The 25987-nt window shown below is 36.6% G+C and carries 22 protein-coding genes; 21 read left to right on the top strand and 1 reads right to left on the bottom strand.

Going from position 1 to position 25987, the window contains the following annotated elements; all coding sequences use genetic code 11:
• The first annotated feature begins 23 nt into the window (after positions 1-23).
• From AAA926_RS03500 to AAA926_RS03425, 16 genes are all read left to right on the top strand, one after another.
• A complete protein-coding gene (locus tag AAA926_RS03500) occupies positions 24-581 on the top strand; it encodes a tRNA (cytidine(34)-2'-O)-methyltransferase (protein WP_198180853.1) in 558 nt (185 codons plus the stop codon).
• A 1-nt stretch (position 582) separates the two neighbouring features.
• Positions 583-975 carry a DUF1149 family protein gene (locus tag AAA926_RS03495; protein ID WP_198180852.1) on the top strand — a complete coding sequence of 131 codons (393 nt, stop codon included), beginning with the start codon at positions 583-585 and terminating at the stop codon, positions 973-975.
• 19 nt (positions 976-994) lie between these two features.
• Positions 995-3445 carry an FtsK/SpoIIIE family DNA translocase gene (locus AAA926_RS03490; RefSeq protein WP_338211869.1) on the top strand — a complete coding sequence of 817 codons (2451 nt, stop codon included), beginning with the start codon at positions 995-997 and terminating at the stop codon, positions 3443-3445.
• 160 nt (positions 3446-3605) lie between these two features.
• The gene (gene ymfI, locus AAA926_RS03485; RefSeq protein WP_265892779.1) at positions 3606-4334 is read left to right on the top strand and encodes an elongation factor P 5-aminopentanone reductase; all 729 of its coding nucleotides are present in this window, start codon (positions 3606-3608) and stop codon (positions 4332-4334) included.
• A 65-nt stretch (positions 4335-4399) separates the two neighbouring features.
• On the top strand, positions 4400-5515 hold the full coding sequence (locus AAA926_RS03480; RefSeq protein ID WP_265892778.1) for a helix-turn-helix domain-containing protein: 1116 nt from the start codon (positions 4400-4402) through the stop codon (positions 5513-5515).
• 24 nt (positions 5516-5539) lie between these two features.
• Entirely contained in the window at positions 5540-6100 is a 561-nt protein-coding gene (gene pgsA / locus AAA926_RS03475) for a CDP-diacylglycerol--glycerol-3-phosphate 3-phosphatidyltransferase (protein ID WP_198180848.1), read from the top strand.
• Positions 6101-6260: 160 nt separating this feature from the next.
• A complete protein-coding gene (locus AAA926_RS03470) occupies positions 6261-7439 on the top strand; it encodes an ABC transporter ATP-binding protein (protein ID WP_198180847.1) in 1179 nt (392 codons plus the stop codon).
• 2 nt (positions 7440-7441) lie between these two features.
• Positions 7442-8065 carry an ABC transporter permease gene (locus tag AAA926_RS03465; RefSeq protein WP_198180846.1) on the top strand — a complete coding sequence of 208 codons (624 nt, stop codon included), beginning with the start codon at positions 7442-7444 and terminating at the stop codon, positions 8063-8065.
• A 43-nt stretch (positions 8066-8108) separates the two neighbouring features.
• Positions 8109-9014 carry an osmoprotectant ABC transporter substrate-binding protein gene (locus AAA926_RS03460; protein WP_338211927.1) on the top strand — a complete coding sequence of 302 codons (906 nt, stop codon included), beginning with the start codon at positions 8109-8111 and terminating at the stop codon, positions 9012-9014.
• On the top strand, positions 9014-9679 hold the full coding sequence (locus tag AAA926_RS03455; protein WP_198180845.1) for an ABC transporter permease: 666 nt from the start codon (positions 9014-9016) through the stop codon (positions 9677-9679). Before AAA926_RS03460 ends, AAA926_RS03455 begins: the two co-directional genes overlap by 1 nt.
• 147 nt (positions 9680-9826) lie before the next feature.
• Positions 9827-10936, top strand: coding sequence for a recombinase RecA (recA, locus tag AAA926_RS03450; protein WP_198180844.1), 1110 nt, complete (start codon positions 9827-9829; stop codon positions 10934-10936).
• 135 nt (positions 10937-11071) lie between these two features.
• The gene (gene rny, locus AAA926_RS03445) at positions 11072-12700 is read left to right on the top strand and encodes a ribonuclease Y (protein WP_370466785.1); all 1629 of its coding nucleotides are present in this window, start codon (positions 11072-11074) and stop codon (positions 12698-12700) included.
• Between the two features lie 150 nt (positions 12701-12850).
• Complete coding sequence (locus AAA926_RS03440) at positions 12851-13843, top strand: helix-turn-helix transcriptional regulator (RefSeq protein WP_338211868.1); 993 nt, start codon at positions 12851-12853, stop codon at positions 13841-13843.
• 16 nt (positions 13844-13859) lie between these two features.
• Entirely contained in the window at positions 13860-15665 is a 1806-nt protein-coding gene (locus tag AAA926_RS03435; protein WP_265892774.1) for an FAD-dependent oxidoreductase, read from the top strand.
• A 21-nt stretch (positions 15666-15686) separates the two neighbouring features.
• Positions 15687-17483, top strand: coding sequence for an FAD-dependent oxidoreductase (locus AAA926_RS03430; RefSeq protein WP_338211867.1), 1797 nt, complete (start codon positions 15687-15689; stop codon positions 17481-17483).
• Between the two features lie 167 nt (positions 17484-17650).
• Positions 17651-18805 (top strand): glycosyltransferase family 4 protein, encoded by a 1155-nt coding sequence (locus tag AAA926_RS03425; protein ID WP_198180839.1) that lies wholly within the window; start codon positions 17651-17653, stop codon positions 18803-18805.
• A 133-nt stretch (positions 18806-18938) separates the two neighbouring features.
• Here the strand turns inward: AAA926_RS03425 and AAA926_RS03420 are convergent, their stop codons facing one another.
• Positions 18939-19601 carry a YigZ family protein gene (locus AAA926_RS03420; RefSeq protein WP_198180838.1) on the bottom strand — a complete coding sequence of 221 codons (663 nt, stop codon included), beginning with the start codon at positions 19599-19601 and terminating at the stop codon, positions 18939-18941.
• A gap of 42 nt (positions 19602-19643) precedes the next feature.
• Here AAA926_RS03420 and AAA926_RS03415 point away from each other — a divergent pair, with 42 nt between their 5' ends.
• The 5 genes from AAA926_RS03415 to prfB all read left to right on the top strand — a co-directional run bounded on the left by AAA926_RS03415 (position 19644) and on the right by prfB (position 25980).
• Positions 19644-20927 (top strand): helicase-related protein, encoded by a 1284-nt coding sequence (locus AAA926_RS03415; RefSeq protein ID WP_198180837.1) that lies wholly within the window; start codon positions 19644-19646, stop codon positions 20925-20927.
• 266 nt (positions 20928-21193) lie between these two features.
• Entirely contained in the window at positions 21194-21613 is a 420-nt protein-coding gene (locus AAA926_RS09785) for a ComF family protein (RefSeq protein ID WP_370466773.1), read from the top strand.
• A gap of 93 nt (positions 21614-21706) precedes the next feature.
• Positions 21707-22255 (top strand): ribosome hibernation-promoting factor, HPF/YfiA family, encoded by a 549-nt coding sequence (hpf, locus tag AAA926_RS03405; protein ID WP_198180835.1) that lies wholly within the window; start codon positions 21707-21709, stop codon positions 22253-22255.
• Between the two features lie 130 nt (positions 22256-22385).
• Positions 22386-24785, top strand: coding sequence for a preprotein translocase subunit SecA (gene secA, locus AAA926_RS03400; protein WP_198180834.1), 2400 nt, complete (start codon positions 22386-22388; stop codon positions 24783-24785).
• Positions 24786-24863: 78 nt separating this feature from the next.
• A protein-coding gene (prfB, locus tag AAA926_RS03395) for a peptide chain release factor 2 (protein WP_198180833.1) occupies positions 24864-25980 on the top strand; the annotation gives its coding sequence in 2 pieces (ribosomal slippage) (positions 24864-24935 and positions 24937-25980; 1116 coding nt in all).
• The last annotated feature ends 7 nt before the right edge of the window (positions 25981-25987 follow it).

Here is a 25987-nt window from a genome sequence, read left to right as displayed (position 1 = left end):
AAAATTAGTGAAGGAGAAAAAGATTGACAAATCACGTAGTTTTATACGAACCACTGATGCCGGCTAATACTGGTAACATTGCTCGGACTTGTGCTGGAACTAATACAGTTCTTGATTTAATTGAGCCATTAGGTTTTCAAATCGATAATAAAAAAATGAAGCGAGCGGGTTTAGATTATTGGGATAAGGTTGATGTTCACGTACATGAAGATCTTAATGCATTCTTGAAGCAACTTGGTCCCCAAGATGAAATGTATCTTATTTCTAAGTTTTCTTCCAAAAATTATGCGGAAGTAGACTATACAGATTCTGCAAAAAATTACTATTTTGTATTTGGTAAAGAAACAACTGGTTTACCTGAAACATTTATGCGCGAATATTATGACCGCAATTTGAGAATACCAATGTCTAATAATATTCGTTGCTACAATTTAGCCAATTCGGTAGCGATAGTTTTACTTGAAGCATTGCGTCAGCAGGGTTTTCCTGATTTAGAAACTACACATCATTATGAAAATGATAAATTAAAAGATAGCTATAATCGCCCAGAGCGGTATGAAAGAAATTTAGGAGGAAACTAAGATGGATTTTGAAAAAGAAACTCCTGTTATAGTCAAAAACTTTCATTATGATATTAATGAAGAGCCGGAAACTAAAGATCAGGTAAATTTTGGCTTGAAAAAGGTTGAAAAACAAAATGATGATGGCACAACTGATGCTGGTACTGACGGCAATTATTTTGATGTAACCGTTGTTTTTGACGTGGCACCTGCGCCAGGAGATTTTTCTGTAAGCGGAATGATTAGTCAAATCGTTAAAATTAAAGATTATTTTGGTGATGGCAGTGATCTGGAAAAAAGTGACTATAAGTTGCTTAGTCGGCCATTAGTTGAATATATTGAAACCCTTACTTATGAAGTTACTCAAATTACTTTGGATGAGCCAGTTAATTTGAACTTCCAAGCAAATTTTTAATTGCTGATTAGGTAGTATTATGCCTAAAAAGAAAAGGAGAAAAACCACCAAGGCTCATCAGAAAAAACAAAATACTGGAATTACCTGGGCAATCATTGGACTGATACAAATTCTTATATCAGTCTTGGCATTTGTTAAATACGGAATTTTAGGAAAACAAGTTGCTAATATTTTTCGTTTCTTCTTTGGAGATTCCTATTTATTAGCAGCTGGAATTTGCATTATTTTTGGTTTGGTCATGCTAATTTACAATAAGCCAATGCACTTTAAATTTAAACGCAGTTGTGGCCTGTTTTTTGCAATACTGGGATTTTTATTAATCCAAAGCAGCGTTTATTTTGAAAGTGAATTTGTAAACAATGCATTTATGAATGCCTTTTGGCATGAAATTTCTGCTGAATTTGGTCGCATGGCTGTTACTAAACATGTTGGGGGAGGAGTCATTGGCGCATTATGCTACCAATTATTTTATCCCTTACTAGGCCATATAGGATTGCGTGTAGTTGCGATTTTACTGATTCCATGCGGCATTTTAATGTTCTTTGATGTAAAATTGGCCACGATAATCCAAAAATTTCAGAAGGTTAGTCAGCTTTTTATTAATAAAAATAAGGCAGCCGGCACGAAAATAAAAAATAAATATGGTTCTTTTAGAGAGAAAAAGAAACAGAAAATCTCAGACGAACAATCTCAGAATTCACAGGAGACATCAAAATCTAAAAATATGGTTTTTCCCGATGTTGATGATTTTGCCGTTAATGACGAGTCTTCTGAAGAATTCACAGATACTCAGGATACAGACGATGCAGTTGCAAACGAATCTGAATTTGGTGATATGCCAGAGCATGCCCCAGTTGAGCCGCAGATTCAGGTGGCCAGTCAAAATGATAATGAAAAAGGGAGAAAAGCAACTAGTTCTAGTAGCAATTTACCCAAATCTCATTCTTTTGCTGAAGAAGACAGAAAAATTAAACAAGAATTAGGATCTGTAGATCATGGCGAACTTAAGCAAGACCAAAAAGTTAGTCCTAATTATCAAAAGCCGCCAATAGCCTTACTTGATAGCATTAAGAATATTGACCAAAGTACTGATAAAGCTCTCATTCGCAAAAATACGCAAACCTTGCAGTCTACTTTTAAAAGTTTTGGGGTCAAAGTTATTATTAAAAAAGCAATTTTAGGACCAACAATTACACGGTATGAAGTTCAGCCTGCTGTTGGGGTTAAAGTTAGTAGAATTGTAAATTTAGCAGATGACTTGGCTCTTGCTTTGGCTGCAAAAGATATCAGAATAGAAGCACCTATTCCGGGTAAGCCATATATTGGTATAGAGGTACCTAACAAAAATACTTCAGTTGTTGCTTTTAAAGATGTAATGCAAAGTCAAGATAATAAAGCTAAGAAAGACCCTATGCAAGTACCTTTGGGAAAAGACGTTAGTGGTCAAACTATCTCAGCAAACTTAACTAAAATGCCTCACCTTCTCATTGCTGGTTCAACAGGTTCGGGGAAGTCTGTTGCAATCAATACTATTTTAACGAGTATATTAATGAAGGCACTGCCGGATCAAGTTAAACTGATTTTAATTGATCCCAAGATGGTGGAACTTTCTGTTTATAACGGTGTTCCGCATTTGTTGATACCGGTAGTTACAGATGCCAAGCTGGCCGCAAATGCTCTAAGTAAAGCTGTTAAAGAAATGGAACGACGCTATAAATTATTTGCCGCAAGTGGTGCTCGTAATATTGGCGAATTTAATGATAAGGTTCTACTTAATAATCAGGATAAGTCAAAGCCGAAAATGAAACTATTACCTTATATTTTGGTCGTAGTTGATGAGCTTAGTGATCTGATGATGGTTGGTGGCCGCGATGTTGAAGGTGCAATTGTCCGCCTAGGGCAAATGGCTCGTGCTGCAGGAATTCATATGATTCTGGCTACTCAAAGGCCGAGTGTTGATGTTATCACCGGTTTAATTAAGGCAAATGTACCATCGCGAATCTCTTTTGCCGTTTCGAGTGGTATTGATTCAAGAACAATTTTAGACCAAACTGGTGCCGAGAAACTGCTTGGCAGAGGTGACATGTTGTACATGCCGGTCGGAGCGTCTAAACCTGAGCGTATTCAGGGTGCTTATGTTTCTTCTAGTGAAGTTGAAAAAATAATTTCTTGGGTAAAGAAACAACAAAAACCTGAATATGATCAAGGTATGATTCCACAAAAAGGTCAAGAAAATTCTGAGAAACAAGATGACGAACCAGAGGATGAATATTATGATCAGGCTGTTGAACTGGTCAGACAGCAGCAAACAGCTAGTGTGTCACTCTTACAAAGAAGGTTTCGCATAGGATATAATCGTGCTGCCCGAATTGTTGATGCAATGGAAGAAAAAGGCATTGTGGGACCGTCTGAAGGTTCAAAACCTCGTCAAGTATTATTACCACCCAAAAAAGATGAAGACAAAAGCTAATTTTTAAGAAAGTTTATCAAGTCGCTTTATTAGTTCAAACTTGCCAAAAAATAATGTTAAAATATAATTGAATATGAATGCATAACTGAATTTATTTTCTAAAAATAGTTTAGCTATATGGTCATCTTCATACAATTTTAAAATAAAAGGAATGTTTTAATTGCAGCGAGCGCTTGTATTTGGTGCAACAGGTGGCATTGGTCAAGCTATTTGTGCTGACTTAGCCCAAGCTGGTTGGTCTCTTTATGTTCATTGCAGTCAAAATTGGCAGGAAGCCTATACTATGGCTGAAGGAATGAGTCAGAAATATCCTAATCAGGACTTTATTCCTATAAAATTGAATTTTTTGGCTAAAAATGATGAGTTAAAAGAATTTGTTAATAATCTTTTGCCAGTAAATGCTGTTGTGTTTGCTCAGGGAATTACAGATTATAATTTTGTAAGTAGTCAAAATATGGCAAAAATTGATGATATTTTGCACATTAATTTGATTACACCAATTAAACTAACAGGATTATTAGAACCCCATTTGATAAAAAATGATTATAGTCGTATCGTTTATTTAGGTTCGGTTTATGGTGGTTCAGGCAGTGCTATGGAAGCTGTTTACAGTTCTTCTAAATCAGGTCTTGAACGTTTCGCACAAGCATATTCCCGTGAAGTTGCTTCAGCCAATCTTACGGTAAATGTTGTAGCACCTGGTGCTGTTAATACAGCAATGAATTCAATATTAGCACCTGAAGCAATGGAAGAAGTTAGAGGCGAAATACCTGTTGGCCGTTTAGCAGAAGGCAAAGATATTTCCTATTGGGTTAGGACACTACTTGACGTCCATTCAGGATATTTAACTGGACAAACAATATATGTTAGTGGCGGCTGGCTTATATAAATGTAAAAATAATATGTAGTATATGTTATACTCAAAGAGTAAATTTAGAATTTAAAGAGGTAACTATGGCAGATATCGGAGATAAATTACGCAGTGCCAGAGAGGCTAAGGGACTTTCAATTGAAGATATTGAAAAAGCAACCAAAATTCAAGGTAGATATCTGACGGCGATCGAGCAAAACGATTTTGATAAACTTCCTGGAGATTTTTATGTAAGAGCATTTATCAGGCAGTATGCCCAAATAGTCGGTTTGGATGGTAAAAAGCTTTTAAGTGAATATCATGAAGATATTCCTAAGGCAGAGCCTGATGAATTTGTCGAAGATTCGATTGACAACAAAAGTGAAGAAATCCGTAAAACTACTAATAACAAGAAAAAAATATGGCAGGATTACCTTCCACGGATTATTGTTGGTCTGGGAATAATCGTTGTTGTTTTGGTATGCTATGTTGTTTATGCTCATTTTTCTTCTAGTCGCAATCAAAATAACAATACAACAGGGGATGTTTCTGTTTCTTCAGATAATGGCAAACGTCATCAGAAGGTTAAAAAGCCTAAAAAGAAAAGCGTAAAAATTAAAGAATTGGCAGCAAACCAATTTCAGATTACTGGTCTAAAAAATAATCGCAATTTGGTTGTGCGAGCTGGTGATCAGGCTACTACGGTTTCTATTGCTATGAATGGCGTTAACCAAAGTGGTCAGACTTTAACTGCTGGTCAAAAGCACACATTGAGGATTCCTGAAACTGCTCAAACTGTCGTTGTTACTTTCAGTAATGCTGTCGGGACTTCAGTTACAATTGGTGGTAAAAAAGTTCCATACACTGCTCAGAATTCGAATCTTTCTTTGACATTTTATATTGGTAAACGTCATAATAGTCAAACACAGAGTGGCCAGAATAATTCTGGAACCACTAATTATAATTCTGAACATAGTAACTCAAATCATCAAAATCAGAGTCATAATCAAACTGGCGGTCATAGCAATAACAATAATGCTAATGACAATAATCATTCTAGTTCGACCAATAGCCAAGAAAATAATCAAAATAATAACCAGAGTAATCAAAATGGTCAGTCAGGTCATGACGACAATCAGTCAAATAATAATGATCATAGTAGTGAATCTGGTCATTCTGGAAGTAATTCTTCCAGTGGGAATGAAAGTAATGAAAGATAACTATTTTGGGAGGAAAAGTTAAGAATGAATTTACCTAATAAGTTAACGGTTTTTAGAATATTATTAATACCAGTTTTTATGTTAATTGTCATCTTTGGTGGCGATGCCAGCGTTAAAGTAGCAGGAACAACAGTTTATTGGAAATTAGTCATTGCTGCCGTTGTTTTTGCGGTGGCATCTGCAACTGACTGGTTTGATGGGCATATAGCGAGAGCACGTAACCTGGTTACCAATTTTGGTAAATTTGCTGATCCGCTGGCAGATAAAATGTTGACTATGACTGCTTTCATAATGTTAATTTCGCTAAATCTGGCTCCTGCCTGGGTTATCGCTATTATCGTTTGTCGTGAATTGGCAGTAACAGGTTTACGTTTAATACTGGCAGAAAATAAGGGTCAGGTTATGGCTGCAGCTATGCCCGGTAAGATTAAAACGACTTGTCAAATGCTATCAATAATCTTTTTATTAATTGGAGATTTCTATCATATAGGAACTATTTTACTATATATTGCACTAATTTTTACTATTTACTCAGGCTGGGACTATTTCCACAGCTCATGGGATGTTTTTGAAGGTTCAATGTAAATTTAATGATAGGATAAATTATAAAAAAGCACTACTATAAGTGGTGCTTTTTTGTGCGTGATTTTTAATATAAAAGTCTCCAAAAAATGCTGATTGTTGATTAAGTTCCATTTACTTGTTAGGATTAGATTAAGGAAATATTGGAAAAGGAGGAAATTTTATGGTAGAAAAAGTACCAGCAGTTGAATTTAGGGATGTATCAAAAATATATCCTAAGATGAAAAATGCAGCTGTAAAACATATTAGTTTTAAAATAGAAAAAGGTGATTTTTGCTGCCTGATTGGTACCTCCGGCTCAGGAAAAACTACTTTAATGCGTATGATAAATCGCATGAATAGTGTAACTAAGGGTGAAGTGCTTGTTGACGGCAAAAATGTTAAAAGTTTTAACCCAGTTAATTTACGGCGGCACATAGGTTATGTTATTCAGAATAATGGATTAATGCCTCATATGACCATCAGGGAAAATATTATTTTAGTACCCAAATTACTAAAATGGCCTAAGGACAGGCTGGCTGGTGAGGCGCAAAAACTTATTAAAATGGCTGAATTACCTGAGTCATATTTAGACAGATATCCTTCAGAGTTATCGGGCGGTCAGCAACAAAGAATTGGAGTTGTGCGTGCATTAGCTGCAAACCAAAACTTGATATTAATGGATGAGCCCTTTGGCGCACTGGATCCAATAACTCGTGAAAGTTTGCAGAATTTAATTCAAAATTTACAAGTGCGATTAGGCAAAACAATTGTTTTTGTCACTCATGACATGGATGAGGCATTAAAGCTTGCCACTAAAGTAGTTGTTTTGCATGATGGGCAATTGATTCAAGTAGGAACACCTGACCAGATTCTACATCATCCTGCAAATGATTACGTTAAGAGCTTGATTGGTGAAGAGCGTTTGTCAGAAGCAAAATATGAAACTGTAAAAGTTAAAAACGTGATGTTGACTAACCCAACTAAAATTGATTTAGGAGCTTCGCTCACTGACGCTTTAACCATGATGAAGGAGCATAGAGTTGATACGCTTTTAGTCGTTGATAATGGGGACCATCTTAAAGGCTACATTTCAATTGATGATTTGCAACGCAATTACCCTAAAGTAAGTAGTGTCAGTGATATTTTGATTACTAAACTGAGCACTGTCGGTCCTGAGGAATATTTGCGTGACAATTTTAGTCGGATCATGAGTCGGAATAAGAGCTACATACCCGTAACGGATTCAGATAAAAAATTAGTAGGTATAGTCACTCGTGCTAGTTTAGTAAATGTTGTTTATGAAAAAATATGGGGCGATAAAAGTCGCCTGCAAAATTCTTCAGAAAAAGAGGCGAAATAACAATGTCAGCCTTTTTTGCACAACACGGTTCAGAATTATTAGTAAAAACTTGGCAACAAATATATATTTCTGCTATCTCTTTAGGGTTAGGAATAATTGTTGCAGTTCCCTTAAGCGTTATATTAATGAAATTTAAGCGAATTGCTAAAGTAGTAATAGCAATAGCCAGTATGCTGCAAACTATACCAGCTTTGGCTTTGCTGGCAATCATGATACCGTTTTTTGGTGTTGGGAAACTGCCCGCAATCATAGCTCTTTTTCTTTATAGTTTAATGCCCATTTTACGCAACACATATGTAGGGCTAACTGATGTTAATCAAGATACAATTGATTCAGCACGCGGGTTAGGCATGACTAATATGCAGCTTATTTTAAAAGTTGATATTCCTTTAGCTATGCCCGTAATCATGGCAGGAATCAGACTTTCTGCTATTTATGTAATTGCCTGGGCGACACTTGCTTCATACATCGGAGCTGGCGGCTTAGGAGACTTTATTTTTAATGGACTTAGCCTCTACCAAACAGACCTCATTTTTGGAGGAACGATTCCTGTAATCATTTTGGCTCTATTAACGGATTACCTATTGGGTAAGCTGGAACGTAAGCTGACGCCAAAGGGAATATAAGGAGGTGTTCATCGTGAAAAAGTATTTGCAAAAAATATTGCTGATGATAACCACCTTGCTCATACTGCTTACTACTAGTGCTTGTGGTTTACCAGGACTTTCTGACAGTCAAGGTAGTGAAAAAGATATTAAAATTACGGCACTGACAACGACTGAGTCTCAAATTATGGCAAATATTGTTGCCCAATTAATTGAGCACGAGACGTCATATAAGACTTCTATTGTTAATAATTTGGGTTCTGCACCGATGCAGCACCAAGCTCTAATTCGGCATGATGCTGATATCCAAGCAGCCGCGTATGATGGTGGTGAGTTAACAGCCAATCTGCTCTTACCTGCGATTAAAGATTCCAAGAAGGCAAATGATACAGTTCGCAGAGAAGTAAAAAAGAGATGGGACCAAACCTATTTGCATACCTATGGTTTTGCTAATAATTATGCCTTTATGGTTAGAGCAAAAGATCAAAAGAAATATCATCTTTATAAAATTTCAGATTTAAAGAAAGTTAAAGACAAATTTTCTTTTGGTGTAGCATCTGAATGGGTTAATGCTCCAGGAGTGGGTTATCCGGCTTTTCAAACAGCTTATGGAATGACTTTTGCTAAAGCCCATCCTATGAACATTGGTTTAGTTTATTCTGCTTTGAATAGTGGAAAAATGGATGTTATCTTGGGTTATTCAACAGATGGTCGAATTGACAGCTATAATTTACATCTCCTCAAAGATGATAAACATTTCTTTCCACCGTATAATTGTGGGATGTTAATCAATAATTATTTATTGCGTGAGCATCCTGAATTAAAGCCAATACTGACCAGACTAGTTGGCAATGTGAGTGTGCATGATATTCGTAAAATGAATTTTCAAGTTGATGACAAGTTGCTTGAGCCGTCTATTGTTGCACATCAATTTTTAGTAAAACATAATTACTTTAAGGGGGAGAAATAATGTCTCATTTATCATTGTGGCAGCAATTTATTTATTATTATGCCCATAATGGCAGTTATGTATTAGAACAATTTAATCGCACTTTCCTCATTTCAATCTATGGGGTTCTATTTGCTGCAATTATAGGTATTCCTCTAGGAATTTTTATCTCTCGCAATGGTCATTTAGGTGATTTTGTTGTTGAAATTGCCAATTTTATCCAAACAATTCCATCTTTGGCACTTTTATCCATTGTAATGATTGGCTTGGGTTTGGGCGTTATGACTGTTATTGTAACTGTTACACTTTATTCACTTTTACCTATTATTAAAAATACATATACTGGTATGAGTAATGTTAATAAAAATGTTATTGATTCTGGTAAAGGGATGGGTATGACAAAATTGCAGCTACTTTACATGGTTCGTTTGCCTTTATCAATGTCAGTTATTATAGCAGGCTTAAAAAATGCTTTAGTCATAGCTATTGGTATTACATCAATTGGTTCATTTGTAGGTGCTGGCGGTTTAGGTGACATTATTATTCGTGGTACTAATGCTACTAACGGCAGTGCAATTATACTGGCCGGAGCTCTTCCTACAGCATTAATGGCAATTTTAGCAGACGTCATTTTGAATTTTTTGCAGAAAATATTACAACCCAAGGGATTAAAAAAGGCAAACTAAAAAAGTTTTTGGCAATTTTTACGTAATTATTATTGTGAATAAAATTAATAAACATTTGTTCGCCTTTTTTCTTGCAAATATACACTAAAGCAAAGTATAATTATTACGTATTAAAATGATGAAACTATTTATAGGAGGACAAGAGTCTTGGCCAAAGATGAAAAACAAGCTGCATTGGAAAATGCACTTAAGAAAATTGAAAAGAATTTTGGTAAAGGCGCCGTCATGCGAATGGGCGATAAGGCCGACACCAAAATTTCAACTGTTCCTTCAGGTTCGCTTGCTCTTGATGCGGCCTTAGGAGTTGGCGGCTATCCCCGTGGTAGAATTGTAGAAATTTATGGACCAGAGTCTTCTGGTAAAACGACAGTTGCTTTACATGCGGTTGCTGAAGTGCAAAAAAGAGGTGGCACGGCTGCTTATATTGACGCTGAAAATGCCATGGATCCGGCATATGCGGAAGCTTTAGGTGTTGATGTTGATTCATTAATTTTATCCCAGCCTAACACTGGTGAAGAGGGATTGCAGATTGCGGATACATTGATTACGAGTGGTGCGATTGACATTTTAGTAGTTGATTCGGTTGCAGCACTTGTGCCTCAAGCTGAAATTGACGGCGAAATGGGCGACAGCCACGTTGGACTGCAAGCTCGTTTAATGAGTCAAGCATTGCGTAAACTTTCAGGTAATATTAATAAGACTAAAACCATAGCAATTTTTATTAATCAAATCCGTGAAAAAGTGGGGATCATGTTTGGCAATCCTGAAACTACACCAGGTGGTCGTGCACTTAAGTTTTACGCAACTATTAGACTTGAAATTAGAAGAGCAGAAAAAATTAAACAAACTGGTGGTGAAATCACTGGTAACCGCGTAAAAATCAAAGTTGTTAAGAATAAAGTTGCTCCGCCTTTTAAAGTTGCCGAAGTTGATATGATGTACGGCAAAGGTATCTCTCAAAGTGGTGAACTTCTAGACATGGCTGCTGACAAGGACATTATTGCTAAAGCTGGTTCTTGGTATTCATATCATGATGAACGAATTGGGCAAGGACGAGAAAATGCCAAAAAGTATCTTGAAGATCATCCTGATGTTTATGATGATGTTCAGAAGCAAGTTCGTCAGGCTTTCGGCATTGATGAAGAATCCGTAGCTGAAAGAGAAGATCCAGAAAAAATAAAAGAGAAGAAAGCTAAAAAGGCTGCAAGCAAAGAAAAGGAAGCTTCTGATAAAAAAGAAGCTGACAGCAAAAGCTAATTATGAGGAAATAGACCTTGACCTGTGAAAACTGGTCGAGGTTTTTTTCATGACGTTTGACATAATCCCCGTGGTTCTTTATCATTAATATTGTGTGAATAATCTAAAAAAATAAAAAAGGCGATAGAAATCATGATGAGTAAATTTTTGATTCCCGTCGCGATTGCTATTATTTCAATTATAGTAGGCATAGTTGTAGGATACGCTATACGTAAAAATATCTGGGAAAAGAAAGCCCAAAATGCTCAAAACGATGCCGATCATATTTTAACCGAAGCAAAAGCACGAGTCGATGCTGCTAAAGCAGAAGTCAATGCACAAAAGCAGGCAGCTGACGCTGTAAAACAAAGTGCGCAAAACACCAAAAAAGAAAAAATTCTTGAAGCCCAAGAACAAATTCAAGATTATCGACAAAAAGTTGAAGATGAATTAAACGACAAACGTGATACAATAGCACGTGATCAAAATCGCTTAACTCAACGAGAGGATACTCTTGATCATAAAAACTCTTTGCTAAAAGAAAAAGAGGATGATTTAGCTAAAAAAGACGAACAGCTAGAAAATAAGCAAAATGAATTGACCACTAAGTTGCAAAAGGCAGATGAATTAGTCGAACAGACTACACAAAAGCTCTATGAAGTTGCTCATTTAGACAAGGAGCAGGCGCGAAAGCTTGTTTTAAATCAATTGTCAGACCAATTAGTTAAAGAACGAGCAGAAATGATTAGTAATAGTAATCAAGAAGTGAAAGCCAAGGCGGATCACTATGCACGTAAAATAATTATTGATGCTATTCAAAGCAGTTCCGCTGATACGGTAGCCGAAACTACGGTATCAGTAGTTGATTTACCTAATGAGGAAATGAAAGGCCGAATTATCGGTCGTGAAGGGCGTAATATCAGATCTTTTGAAGCACTAACGGGTGTGGATCTAATTATTGATGATACACCTAAAGTTGTGACACTGAGTGGTTTTGATGCAATTCGGCGTGAAATTGCTAAAAGAGCAATGGAGCGTTTAATTAAAGACGGAAGAATTCACCCAGCTAGAATTGAAGAGACAGTTGATAAAGCTCGTAAAGAAGTTAATGATGATATTTACGAAGCTGGCGAAAGCGCTCTAATGGAACTGGGGATTCACAAAATGAATCCGGAGTTGGTCAAAATATTGGGTAGACTCAAGTACCGTACATCATACGGTCAAAACGTTTTGGGTCATTCGATTGAAGTTGCAAAACTAGCTGGAACAATGGCTGCGGAGCTTGGATTAAATGAAAAATTAGCGGTTCGCGCGGGATTATTACACGATATTGGAAAAGCAGTCGACCATGACATTGAAGGGTCACACGTTGAAATTGGCGTGGAATTGACCAGGAAATATCACGAGCCGGATGTGGTTGTTAATGCAATTGCAGCACACCATGGGGATGTGCCGAAGTTATCATTTATTGCTGAACTGGTAGTTGCAGCGGATACAATTTCTTCTGCAAGACCTGGTGCCAGAAGCGAGAGTTTGGAAAATTACATTAGAAGACTTACTGACCTGGAAGAAATAGCTAACAGGTATGAAGGGGTTAAGCAGGCATATGCTATTCAGGCTGGACGTGAAGTTCGCGTGATGGTTGAACCTGATAAGATTTCAGATGATCGTATTACAGTACTGGCACGAGACATTCGTAATCAAATTGAAAAAGAACTTGATTACCCGGGTAATATTAAAATAACAGTTATTCGTGAAAAGCGTGCTGTAACTATTGCAAAATAAAAGTATAAGGTTGAATTCTAAAAAATTCAGCCTTTTTTATTTTTATAAAAACAAATAAAATGTGGCGCATTTCGACATATATTATCGTAAATAGACATATTTTGCTAAAATGAAAGGGTATACAATTAAAATTGAATGGAGGAAACTGCTGTGAATCCAAAAATAACAATTGAGCTGAAAGATTTTTTGCAAGAGTTAGGGTATCCATTTGATTCTATTTCTGGTTTACTTGATTCCAGTGTTATGGATAAATATCTCAATGCTAAGTGGATTAAGAATTCACATGTATTTCAGGTGCTTGATAGAAAAGCAAGTGATGAACAGTTGCTGGCTTGCAGCAATGTCCGCAATTTTTACCAGTTTGTTCCTCCATACTTTGCTGCACTGTCAAGTAAAAACGGAAAACAGGCGATTTCCCGTTTGGCGACTTACCAGCAACTTATAGGACCAATCGAAATGGGCAGATTTAAAGAAGGTGAAAATTTAAGAATCCATATTAGATATTTAGATCAATATCGTAAATACTCACGATTTAGTTTACTGGTTGATCAAATATCTTTGGTTAGTCTGATTAGAGCAGGAACGAATAAAACTATTATTCCCGTGTCTATTGGTAGCAAATACAAATATGGATCAAAAATTAACGATTATTTAGGCATTAAAGGTCAAAATAGTTTAGACAATTATTTGGTGTTTAGAAAGCGTGATTTAGAACAACCATTTATAACTAAAAATGATGTAATGTGGAACTTTATTGAACCCGGTTTAAAAAAGTACATCAAAAAATTAAATATCAATCCTCCAATTTCAGCCGTTGTGCAAAACACTCTGTTTAAGCTGATTGCTGGGGGTAATTTTCAGCTAAACGATGTAGCAAATAAACTGGGTATTTCTTCACGGACCTTGCAAAGATGGCTGCAAAATGAAGGTACTACATTTAAAGAGCAACTCAGTATTGTGCAAAAGATTTTGGCACAAAACCTGCTTCAAGATAAGACTTTAAATACTGCTGAGGTAAGTTTTTTAGTCGGTTTTAATAGTGTTGCTTCATTTTATAAGGCTTTTAAAAAGTGGTCTGGAGTTACGGTCAGAGAATATAGACTGCAAAAGATTTTACAGGCAAATAGTATTAATGCAATTTAATTGAGGAGAAAACAAAATGTTTTTAAAAGATAATGAATCTTGGAATGCGACTTATGATGTTGTTGTAATAGGTTTTGGCGGAGCAGGTGCTACAGCAGCGCGTTTTGCAGCAGATAAAGGAGCAAAAGTTCTTCTAGTTGACAGTGCGCCGGAAGGACATGAAGGTGGTAATACCAGATACTGTGGTCAGATTGTTGAAGCAGGTTATGATTATGACAAGCTCAAAAAGTATTATCAAAAAATGACTGCCCCACTGGATTTAGATGAGCAGGTGCTTGAAACTTTTGTAAAAGGGATGGTCAATTTACCAGATTACTTTGAAAAATATCTGGGTGGTAAAGCATTCAGCGTTAAAAACAATCCAGGAAACAAAAATGTTGCTATGCTGGCTTATATGAGTGCTGAATATCCTGAATTTGAAGGTGCAGACACCAATGATGACTTGTTAGTGCATGATCAGATATTTGATGCTGCTCTTTGGAAAAAATTGCGACAGAATGTGCTGGATCGCAGCGACAAGATTGATGTACTTTATTCAACACCAGCAAAGCATTTAATTCAGAATACGGATAAGACAATTGTAGGTGTACAGATTGAAAATAAAGGCAAGCTGTTTAATGTTCAAGCAAAAAATGGTGTAGTTTTAGCTCTTGGTGGATTTGAAAATAACGAACAAATGGTGCAGGACTACTTAGGTGAAACTAATTTATTACCATACGGTACGCTTTATAACAATGGCGATGGCATCAAAATGGCTATAGAAGTTGGTGCAGATTTATGGCATATGAATAATTATGAACCCGGTGGGACTGTTAATTTAGCTGCTCCTAAAGGCCAAAGAGCTCATAACATTATGGCATGGAAAGCATTATTTGCTGGATCCTTGATCACAGTTGGTGATGATGGTACGCGTTATGTAGCAGAAGACGATCCAACTCGTCATGGTCATCGCTATAATCATGGTCTTTGGAGAATTCCTTTAGCTCAAATACATCCTCATATGATTTTTGACCAGAAGAAATACGATGAACTATTCTCAGCTGATAATGATGAATTTCAAAAAGAAGCTTTAAGTAAAGTAGTTAAGTCAGAAACTATCGTAGATTTAGCTCAAGAAATTAAAGTTGATCCAGCAGTTTTAGAAAATACTTTGAACACATATAATTTCTTTGTTGATCAGGGAGTCGATTATCAGTGTGGACGTAAGCCAGAATCAATGGTCAAAATTTCACTTACAGGTCCGTTCTATTCGTTAGCTCAACAACATACCATGTTAAACACCCAAGGTGGTCCCCGTCGAAATGAAAATGCTGAAGTCATAGATACAGATCAGAAAGTTTTGCCACACTTATATGCTGCTGGTGAACTGGGTCATATAGGTGCAAATCAATACAATGGCGGGGGTGACATGGCTGACTGCTTAATATTTGGTAAGATAGCTGGAGAAAATGCCGCCAAAATTAAAGATGATCAAGTAGTCTCAGGTGCCAGTGTCAGTGAAAATAATGCTGATGTTGCATTTCCTGAATCAGATGTTAAAGAAGAAAGCTATTCAACTGCTGAAAATCAATATATTGGCAAATCAACAAGTGGCATGGGCAATGAAATTGTAGTGCGAGTAACAGTTGACAGTGATAAGCGTCCAACCAATATTGAAGTTTTAAAAGAAAGCGAATCGCCCGACTACGGTGAAAAAGCGATTAAGAAAATGAAACAAGAAATGTTGACTAACAAAACAGCTAACGTAGATGCTGTCTCTGGAGCTTCTGCATCAAGTCGCGCATTTAAAGAAGCAGTAGAATCTGCGTTGAAGCAGGCATAGATTTTGACGAAAGGATAAGAAATGGCAAATTTAAAAGATGGCGTTTATCAAGGACAAGGTTCTGGTAATCGAGGTGAAGTCAAGGTTTCGGTAACAGTCAAAGACAATAAAATTACGGATGTAACAATTGATAAGCAAGATGAAACTTCTGGTATAAGCACTGCTGCATTGAAAAAGGCACCAAAGCTAATTGTTGAGCATCAGTCATATAACATTGATGCAGTTACTGGAGCAACTATTAGTTTTCAAGCCGTCCAAAAAGCAGTCAGAGATGCAGTTTCAAAGGCTGGCGATCCTAGTGGTCTTGATAAAAAAGTAGATTTGAGAAATACTGCAAAAAAGGTTAATGGTGAGGACTACCGTAACGTTAATCCAGATGATTTGCAATTTGAAGATCAAACTGATGTTTTAGTAATTGGTGCAGGTGCCGCTGGTCTTTCAGCTTCTATTTCTGCAAGGCAAAAAGGTGCCTCAGTAATTTGTTTAGAATATACTTCAAGTTACATGCTGTCCGATATGACTCTGTCTGGCGGTTATTACAACGCTGGTGGGGGCACTAGTTTGCAAAAATCTCAGGGAATAAAAGATACCAAGGAAAACTGGAATAATTATTTAAAAGCAGTTGGTCAAGGCTATGAAGATGCGGGCATGAGAGAAACAATCGTTGAACATGGTGCAGAAGATTATGAATGGCTGGCTGGTGAAGTTGGTGTCAATTTTCAAGAAGTCCAAGAAATTGGCAATGAAGAAGCAATGAAAGACCATGCCACTCCAGCAGCCAGATCGCATTTGACTGTCGAAAAAAGTGGCTATGGTCTGTCAAAGCCGCTTTACAAGAGGGCAAAAGAAGTTGGAACAAAATTTATTTTTAATATCACCGCTGAGAACTTAATAACTGACGAGAATAATAATGTAGTTGGTGTACATACTAATAAGGGTAACTACAAAGCTCAAAGTGTTGTTATTGCTACAGCAGGCTTTTCTCGTAATAAAGAAATGCTTAAGAGTTTTGCGCCTGATTTTGCAGTTGGAGAATCATATGGTTCAATCAGACAAATGGGTGATGGTATCACTATGGGTGCTGAAATTGGCGCTAAGTTAAAAGATATGTGGATGCCAATAGCAAACTCAATTGGTACTCAATCCGGCGATAATGTGTGTATCGGTCCTCTGTGTACTGCCTGGACAAAGCCTTACATTTGGGTAGGTACAGATGCTAAAAGACACTTTAGGGAAGATATGTATTTTGAATATGCCTCTAAAAAAATCGCAAGTCTTGATCAAGGCTACGTTTGGTTAATTTTTGATGAAGGCATGGCAAATGAAATGCCAGCTGCTTTTTCAGCACCAGCTCCGTCACCACATTTAAAACGTGAGGTAGAAGATGGTTACTTCAAGAAAGCTGATACGATAAAAGAATTAGCTCAACAGATTAACCTAAACCAAGAGGTATTAGAGAAAACAATTAAAAAGTGGAATAATGACGTTATTAATGGTGAAGATACAGAATTTGGTCGTCAAAAAGATTTAACAGCTTTCAAAGCACCATTTTATGCTGCTAAACTAGCTCCCTCAACACCAGACATGGCAGGTGGATTAGCTATTAACACAAAAGCAGAAGTTCTGGACAATTTTGATAAAAAGATAAACAATCTTTATGCTGCAGGAAGTACTACAGGTGGTTGGCGCGGAATGACTTATCCTGGATGTGGGATGGGCATTACTAATGCTGTTGTTTTTGGAAGAATAGCTGGAGAAAGTGCTGCAACTAATGTCAAAGTAGGGGCTGATGCAAGTTCAACTGCCTCTCACATGTAGTTTTTATATTTTGTTAATTAATCAGAACTGGATTCATTTGAACCTAGTTCTTTTTATATTATAAATAACAATTTTTTGTTAAAAAAACCAGTATTCAATTAACCTAATTTGTGCATTTTTATTCGAGCTTGTATAATTAAGACAACTATAAATGAAAGTAGCCGACTATGTTTAAAATTATTGTTGAATTATTCTTTTTAGTGATTATACAAGCTTCGATCACGCCTTTTATTAGGAGATTGGCTTTTGTATTAGGGGCAGTCGACATTCCAAATAAAAGAAGGGTAAATAAAAAACCAATGCCAACTTTAGGCGGATTGGGTATTTTTGTGACCTTCAATATTGGCGCTTTTGTTTTATTGCGTGAGCAATTTCCAACACATGAGGCTTTTAGCATACTTTTAGGATCCAGTGTGATTGTCTTAACCGGCATAATTGACGATATTATGGAGCTAAAGCCAAGGCAAAAAATGTTGGGTATATTTATTGGTGCTTTAGTAATTTATTTTCTTGCCGGCATCAGGATGAACGTCTTGAATTTGCCCTTTCTTAATAAACAAATACAATTAGGCTGGTGGAGCTTACCAATTACTATTTTTTGGATATTAGCCTTAACTAACGCAGTTGATTTAATTGATGGTCTTGATGGCCTGGCCGATGGGGTTTCAATGATTTCACTTATTACCATGGGGATCGTTGGTTATTTCTTCCTGCATACCGGTCAATTATACATACCTATTGGCTGTTTTATGCTTGCAGCATGTCTATTGGGATTTTTGCCCTATAACTTTCATCCTGCAAAAATATTTTTGGGTGATACAGGGGCGTTATACATTGGCTTTATGATTGCGGTGTTTTCACTTAAAGGTTTAAAAAATGTAACTTTTATTTCTCTGTTAGTACCGGTCACTATTTTAGGCGTTCCCATTACAGATACAATTTATGCCATGATTCGGCGCAAATTAAATAACCGTCCCGTTTCGCAAGCCGATAAGCACCATTTGCATCATCAACTAATGAAAATGGGTTTGACCCACAGACAAACTGTTTTAACCATTTATGCTTTATCGCTTATTTTTTCATTCATTTCTCTCTTGTTTTTGTTGTCACCAATGTGGGGAATGTGGGTTTTAATTGCTGGTCTGGCAGTTGCCTTAGAGTTTTTTGTGGAATCTATTGGTCTTTTAGGAGAAAAATATAAACCGCTGATGAATTTGACCCAAAAACTGATTAATTCTCGCAGTAAAAAAGATCCTACGGTGGAAGTTTGGCACCTCGGGCAAGACAAGCCTGAACAATTAAAGAAGAAAAAGAAAGATTAAACTTGGCAGATACTGACAAGAGATTTTAGTTTAAAAGTTAATTTGACTATTGCCAAAATTAGCAAGAAAAAAGAAGACAACTTCTTTAAATGTGGATTGTCTTCTTCTTTTATATAGTTATTGAATTACGCTTTTATTGATCATGATAATTGTGCTGAGTAATGGGAACCTCATTATATCTTTTAGGCAGAAAAATAAACTGTATTTTTCCGGACAAAATATTAGTGAGATCATTTTCCAATTCCTTTAATTTGCCTTCATCAATGTAAATTGAAATTGTCACGCTGACGCCATAATCAATATTGTCAATAAAGATTTTTTGTTGATTAAGATAGTGTTGGATTTCATCAAATTTTTTATAATCGACTTGAAATTTAACCCCCTGTTGCTGAACTCGTTTAACTACGCCTATGGCTTCCACTGCCTTAGTCACACTATTAGAATATGCACGTATCAAACCTCCAGCCCCTAATTTTATTCCGCCAAAATAGCGCGTAACTACTGCAGTGACATTTTTAAGTTTCATTAACTGCAAGGCTTTTAGTTCTGGAACTCCGGCCGTACCAGAAGGTTCGCCGTTGTCGCTGGCTTTAACATGCTCATCGTTGAGACCAATAGTATAAGCAAACGTATTATGAGTGGCATCACGGTATTTGTCAGACACAGCGGCAATTGCCTTTTCAGCTTCTTCAATAGTTGGGGTCCGTATTAAAGTCGTAATAAAACGACTTTTTTTAATCGTTAATTTGTGATTGCCATTTTCTTTAATGGTCAAATAATTTTCTTTTTCATTCAAAAAAATCAGCCCTTTTTTGCGTATGTATTATTGGAGGACAAAATGGAAGATATTTCAAATCTTGCAGGCCGCCAATGGCTTAGTAGTCAAATGGATTTTAGCACAAAGGCTGGCTTAACCAAAATCGAGGCAATTAAAAATGGTCGCTGCTTACGCTGCAATGCCAGGGTTTATGCCAAACTGCCAAGTGGCAAAAAATATTGCAGAGCATGCATTGGTCTGGGAAGAATTGTGGAGGGTGATTATTTAATTCGCAATGAACAAAAAATAAATTTCTCGATAAAAGCAAATGGTGGATTAACGTGGAAGGGTGAACTAACCTCACTACAAGCTGAGATTGCACATAAATTAACTGAAAATTATGTATATGGTCGAGATTCATTAGTCCATGCGGTAACCGGTGCAGGTAAAACAGAAATGTTATTCCCGTTAATAGCACACTGTTTGGCAAAAGGAAAAAGATGTTGTATAGCCACGCCTAGAATTGATGTTGTAAACGAGTTATACCCGCGTTTTCAAAAAGCTTTTAGTGAGATTAAAATCGGTAAATATCATGGGCGTGAGTATCAAGAGCCTGGACTGGAACAATTAACCATTTGTACAACACACCAATTATTAAAATTTTTCCATGCTTTTGATCTGCTTGTTATCGATGAAGCTGATTCCTTTCCCTATGTCCATAATTCGGAATTACATTTTGCAGCGAAAAATGCAGTTAATGATAGCGGTCAACGCGTTTACTTAACTGCAACGCCTACTAAAGATTTATTGGTATCTGTAGAAAAAGGTAAATTACGAAAATTAAAGTTGAAAAGAAGATTCCATGGAAATCTTTTACCTGTACCAAAAGAAAAATTGTTTCTTCGTCCTTTTCTGCGCCAAAACAAGATCAATGTTAGGCTCATTAAAGAAATTATAAAAGTTATAGCAGCAGGCCATCCATTACTGCTTTTTGTACCTCGTGTTGATCAAATAAACTTTTATATTGATGCCCTGAAAAAAGAGCCAAAATTTAGTCAAATTAAGATTTCTGGAGTTCATGCAAATGATATTAATAGAATTAATAAAGTTGAAAAGTTTCGAGCAGGAGAAATTCAGCTGTTAGTGACGACTACAATATTGGAACGAGGGGTTACTTTTAATCATGTCTGGGTAATTGTTGTTCAAGCAGATGATAAAATTTATTCTGCTTCGAGCTTAGTACAAATAGCTGGTAGAGTGGGTCGAGCTAAAACAGATCCCAGTGGTTTAGTTTTATTTTGTTATCATAAATATACTAAAAGTATTCGTGATGCTATGAAACAAATTCGTGAGATGAATAAATGAAAAAATGCTTACTGTGTGGTCAGTTTTTTGTTGCTAAAGTGTCATTTATCCAATTATTCTCTTGGAACAAACAGGAAACTAAATGCATCTGTTCTAATTGCCAAAATAAATATATGCGGATTCCTGATAAACACTGTCCAATTTGTTTTGGCAAATTGAGCCAAGATAAAATTTGTTCAGATTGCATTAATTGGCAGAAAATCTATGGCCCAAAATTATTGAAAAACCATTCCGTATATTTATATAATAGGGCTTTTCATGACCTAATGGTTAATTATAAGCGGTATGGCGATTATGCTTTGCATAGAGTATTATATGATTTATGTCAGGAAGATTTGGCTAAGTTTAAAGCTGATCTCTATATTCCTGTGCCCACTTCTCCAGAGCATCTTGAACAAAGGCAATTTGATACTGTCAGCTCAATATATGGTAATCTTGTTTCATTAACCCATGTATTGGAGAAGAAGGCAGGACTTGGTGCACAAGGAGAAAAAAACCGCGCGGAAAGGTTAAGTAGTGAGCAAAGCTTTTTTGTTAAGAAAAACTTTACGATTAGCTTTCAGAAATGCAAGATACTTTTATTAGATGATATTTATACTACGGGCAGAACGCTTTATCATGCACGGGATGCACTGGCAGAAGTTTTTCCTAATGCAAAAATTAGTAGTTTTACCTTATGCAGATAAAACTAAATTGTTCAGCGCTTTCATGTTTTGCTATAATTTTGCTATAATATAGGTAACATAAGACTGCAAAAGCAGTTGAAAGGAGAATCTCATATGTTAAAGTATAATGTCCGTGGTGAAAATATTGAGGTAACTGATGCTTTAAGAAGTTACGTTGAAAAGCGCCTGAAAAAATTGGAGAAGTATTTCGATTTGAATCAAGATATGATTGCCCATGTTAATTTAAAGGTGTATCGTGATCACAAGGCTAAAGTTGAGGTAACTATACCACTACCATACTTAGTATTGAGAGCTGAAGAAACTACTGACGACATGTACCGCAGTATTGATTTTGTTTCTGAAAAACTTGAAAGACAGATTAGAAAATATAAGACCCGTGTGAATCGTAAGAGTCGTGAAAAAGGCATTAATGACTTCTTTGTTGAGAGTGCTGAAGAAGAGACCAAAGGCAAAGAGAGTAACGAATTTTCTATTGTGCGCAATAAGCAAATTGGCTTAAAACCCATGAGTCCTGAAGAAGCTATTTTGCAAATGAATATGCTTGAGCATGACTTCTTTGTTTTTCAAGACGGTGAAACTAACGGCACAAGTGTTGTCTATCGCAGAAATGATGGCCGTTATGGTTTGATTGAAACAAAATAAAAATAGTATTATCAAGCAAGGGCCCCACATTTAGTGTGAGGTTTTTGTTTTGTTTATTTTTCATTTGGCGTCAATCATGGTAAAATTATCATGTGTTTTTATACTTTAACTACATATAAGGATCGATTAAATGGTAAACATTTTAAAGAAACTATACAATAACGATAAAAGAGAACTGAAAAAGTTTGAAAAAATTGCTAGTAAAGTTGAAAGTCATGCAGAAGAGTATGGTCAACTTGCTGATGAAGAATTGCAGGCAAAAACGCCTGAATTCCGTGACCGGCTAAAAAATGGTGAAAGCTTAGATTCACTTTTGCCAGAAGCTTTTGCAGTTGCTCGTGAAGGAGCTAAAAGAGTTTTAGGCCTTTATCCATTTCATGTGCAGGTTCTAGGTGGAATTGCCCTGCATTATGGTAACATCGCTGAGATGATGACCGGTGAAGGTAAGACCTTGACTGCGACCATGCCAGTATATTTGAACGCATTAACTGGAAAAGGTGTTCATGTTGTTACTGTCAACGAATACTTGTCCAGTCGTGATGCAGAAGAAATGGGTCAGCTTTACAAATGGCTCGGTTTAACTGTTGGTCTTAATTTGAACGCAATGTCTCCAGATGAAAAACGAGAAGCATATAGATGTGACGTTACTTATTCGACTAACGGTGAACTTGGTTTTGACTATTTGCGTGATAACATGGTTGTTTACAAAGAACAAATGGTTCAGCGTGAACTTAACTATGCTATTATCGATGAGGTAGACTCAATTTTAATCGATGAAGCCAGAACGCCATTGATTATTTCTGGCGAAGCCGAACAAGCTAATGGTGACTATATTCGTGCAGACCGTTTTGTCAAAACTCTTCAAGAGGATAAGAGTGATGATGATGCAGACGATGACAAAGACTATGGTGATTATAAGATTGACTGGCCTACTAAGACTATTTCGTTAACCAGAACAGGTATTCAAAAAGCCTGTGATCATTTTGGACTTAAAAATTTATACGATGTTGAGAATCAAAAATTGGTGCACCATATTGATCAGGCCCTGAAAGCAAATTATATTATGCTTAAAGATATTGATTACGTTGTTCAAGATGGCGAAGTTTTAATAGTTGACTCGTTTACTGGTCGTGTAATGCAGGGACGGCGCTATTCTGATGGTTTACACCAAGCTATTGAGGCAAAAGAAGGCGTTAAGATTCAAGAAGAGTCCAAGACGCAGGCTACAATTACCTACCAGAACTTCTTTAGAATGTACAAAAAACTTGCGGGGATGACTGGTACTGCTAAAACTGAAGAAGAAGAGTTCCGTGAAATTTACAATATGCAGGTCATTACGATTCCGACTAACCGTCCTTTGATCAGGAAGGATAATCCGGATATTCTTTATCCTACTTTGTCATCCAAGTTTGCGGCAGTTGTCAATGAAATAAAAGAGCGTCATGCAAAAGGACAGCCAGTTTTAGTCGGTACTGTTGCAGTCGAAAGCTCTGAAAGATTGAGTAAATTACTTGATAAAGAAGGAATTCCTCACGCAGTTTTGAATGCTAAAAACCACGCTAAGGAAGCGCAAATCATCATGAATGCTGGTCAGCGTGGAGCAGTCACTATTGCTACTAACATGGCTGGTCGTGGTACCGATATTAAATTAGGGCCGGGCGTTAAAGAGTTAGGCGGACTATCAGTTATTGGTACTGAACGTCATGAATCACGTAGAATTGATAATCAACTCCGTGGACGTTCGGGTCGTCAAGGTGACCCCGGTGTTACACGCTTTTATCTCTCACTTGAAGATGACTTGATGAAACGTTTTGGTGGCGACAGAGTCAAAGACTTCCTTGACCGCTTATCAGATAATGATGATGATAAAGTGATTGAAAGTCGTTTGATCACCAGACAGGTTGAATCAGCACAAAAACGAGTTGAAGGTAATAACTACGATACTCGTAAGCAAACTTTGCAATATGATGATGTTATGCGTATTCAACGTGAAATTATTTATGGTGAACGGATGCAAGTTATCGGTGAAGAAAATTCACTTAAGGATGTTTTAATCCCGATGATTCGGCGCACCATTAACAGTCAAGTAGACATGTTTACACAGGGTGATCGCAGCAAGTGGCGGCTTGATTCACTGCGTGACTTTATTTCTTCCAGCTTAACCAATGAAGAAGAAACAGATGCCATTGATTTCAAAACAATTACTGTATCTGACTTAAAGCAAAAATTATATGATCTTGTTGAAGCCAATTACGAAGAAAAAGAAGAGATTTTAGCTGATCCTTCAGAAATGCTTGAATTTGAAAAAGTTGTTATATTGCGAGTAGTTGATGATCGCTGGACTGATCATATAGATGCAATGGACCAATTACGGCAATCAATTAGTCTGCGCGGCTACGGTCAACTTAATCCGTTAGTTGAATATCAGGATTCTGGTTACAACATGTTTGAAGAAATGATTTCAAATATTGAGTTTGACGTAACTCGTTTATTTATGAAAGCTGAAATTAGACAAAATCTTAGTCGTTAATAGTTAAGATGAAGAGAAAGCAGCTGCTTTCTCTTTTTTACTGAAATTTTATTAAAATAAAGGAGCTATTGCTAAAAGATGGAAATAAGTGAAATTCAAAATGAATTAGATAGTTTAAATAAGCGGTTAGACCACTTTAGGGGGTCTCTTTGACTTAGATTCAATAACTGAAAATATTATTGTTAATGAGAATAAGATGCAGGATCCCTCTTTTTGGGATGATCAAGAAAAAGCCCAAAGCTTGATCAGTGAAACAAATTTATTAAAAGAGAAACGCAATTCTTTTAACAAATTAAAGTCTGATTATGAAAATGAAATAACTGCAGTAGAGTTGCTGAGAGAAGAACCAGATAATGACTTACAAAAGGAAGTTGAAGCAGATTTACAACAGCTGCAGACTGAATTTCATGATTACGAATTAGATTTGCTCTTATCTGGTAAATATGATAGTCATAATGCGCTGATTGAAATTCATCCAGGAGCAGGTGGTACCGAGGCTATGGACTGGGGACAAATGCTCTTGCGGATGTATCAGCGTTATGCTGATATTAGAAATTTCAAGTTTGAAATTAATAACTATGAACCTGGAGAAGAAGCTGGTCTTAAAAGCGTCAGTGCTAAAATTACTGGCAAAAATGCTTATGGCCTAATGAAGTCGGAAAATGGCGTTCACCGGTTAGTCAGAATTTCACCCTTTGATTCAGCTAAAAGAAGGCATACGTCTTTTGCCTCCGTGGAAATTATTCCAGAAATTGATGATAGTATTAAAGTTGATATTAATCCCAAGGACCTTCGAATTGATGTCTACCGCTCAAGTGGTGCAGGAGGACAACATATTAATAAAACTTCAAGTGCTGTTAGAATCACTCATTTACCCACAGGAATTGTAACAACATCTCAGGCACAACGTTCTCAACTGCAAAATAGGGAAACTGCAATGAATGAATTACGGGCAAAATTATTTCATTTAGAAGAAGAGAAAAAGCGTCAGCATAAGCAGGAACTTAAAGGTGACCAAAAAGAAATTGGCTGGGGTTCTCAAATTCGGTCTTATGTTTTTCATCCTTATAATTTGGTTAAAGATTTGCGCACAGGCTATGAAACTTCTGATACAAATGGTGTAATGGATGGTAAGTTGCAACCATTCGTTTATGCGTATTTGCAGTGGCTTTTAAGTCAGGAAAATCCGGAGTAGGTGATTA

The organism is Lactobacillus juensis (genome assembly GCF_036246285.1).
Classification (GTDB): domain Bacteria; phylum Bacillota; class Bacilli; order Lactobacillales; family Lactobacillaceae; genus Lactobacillus; species Lactobacillus juensis.
The sequence above is the reverse complement of the archived record's forward strand: the minus strand, read 5'-3'. Positions and strand labels throughout refer to the sequence as shown.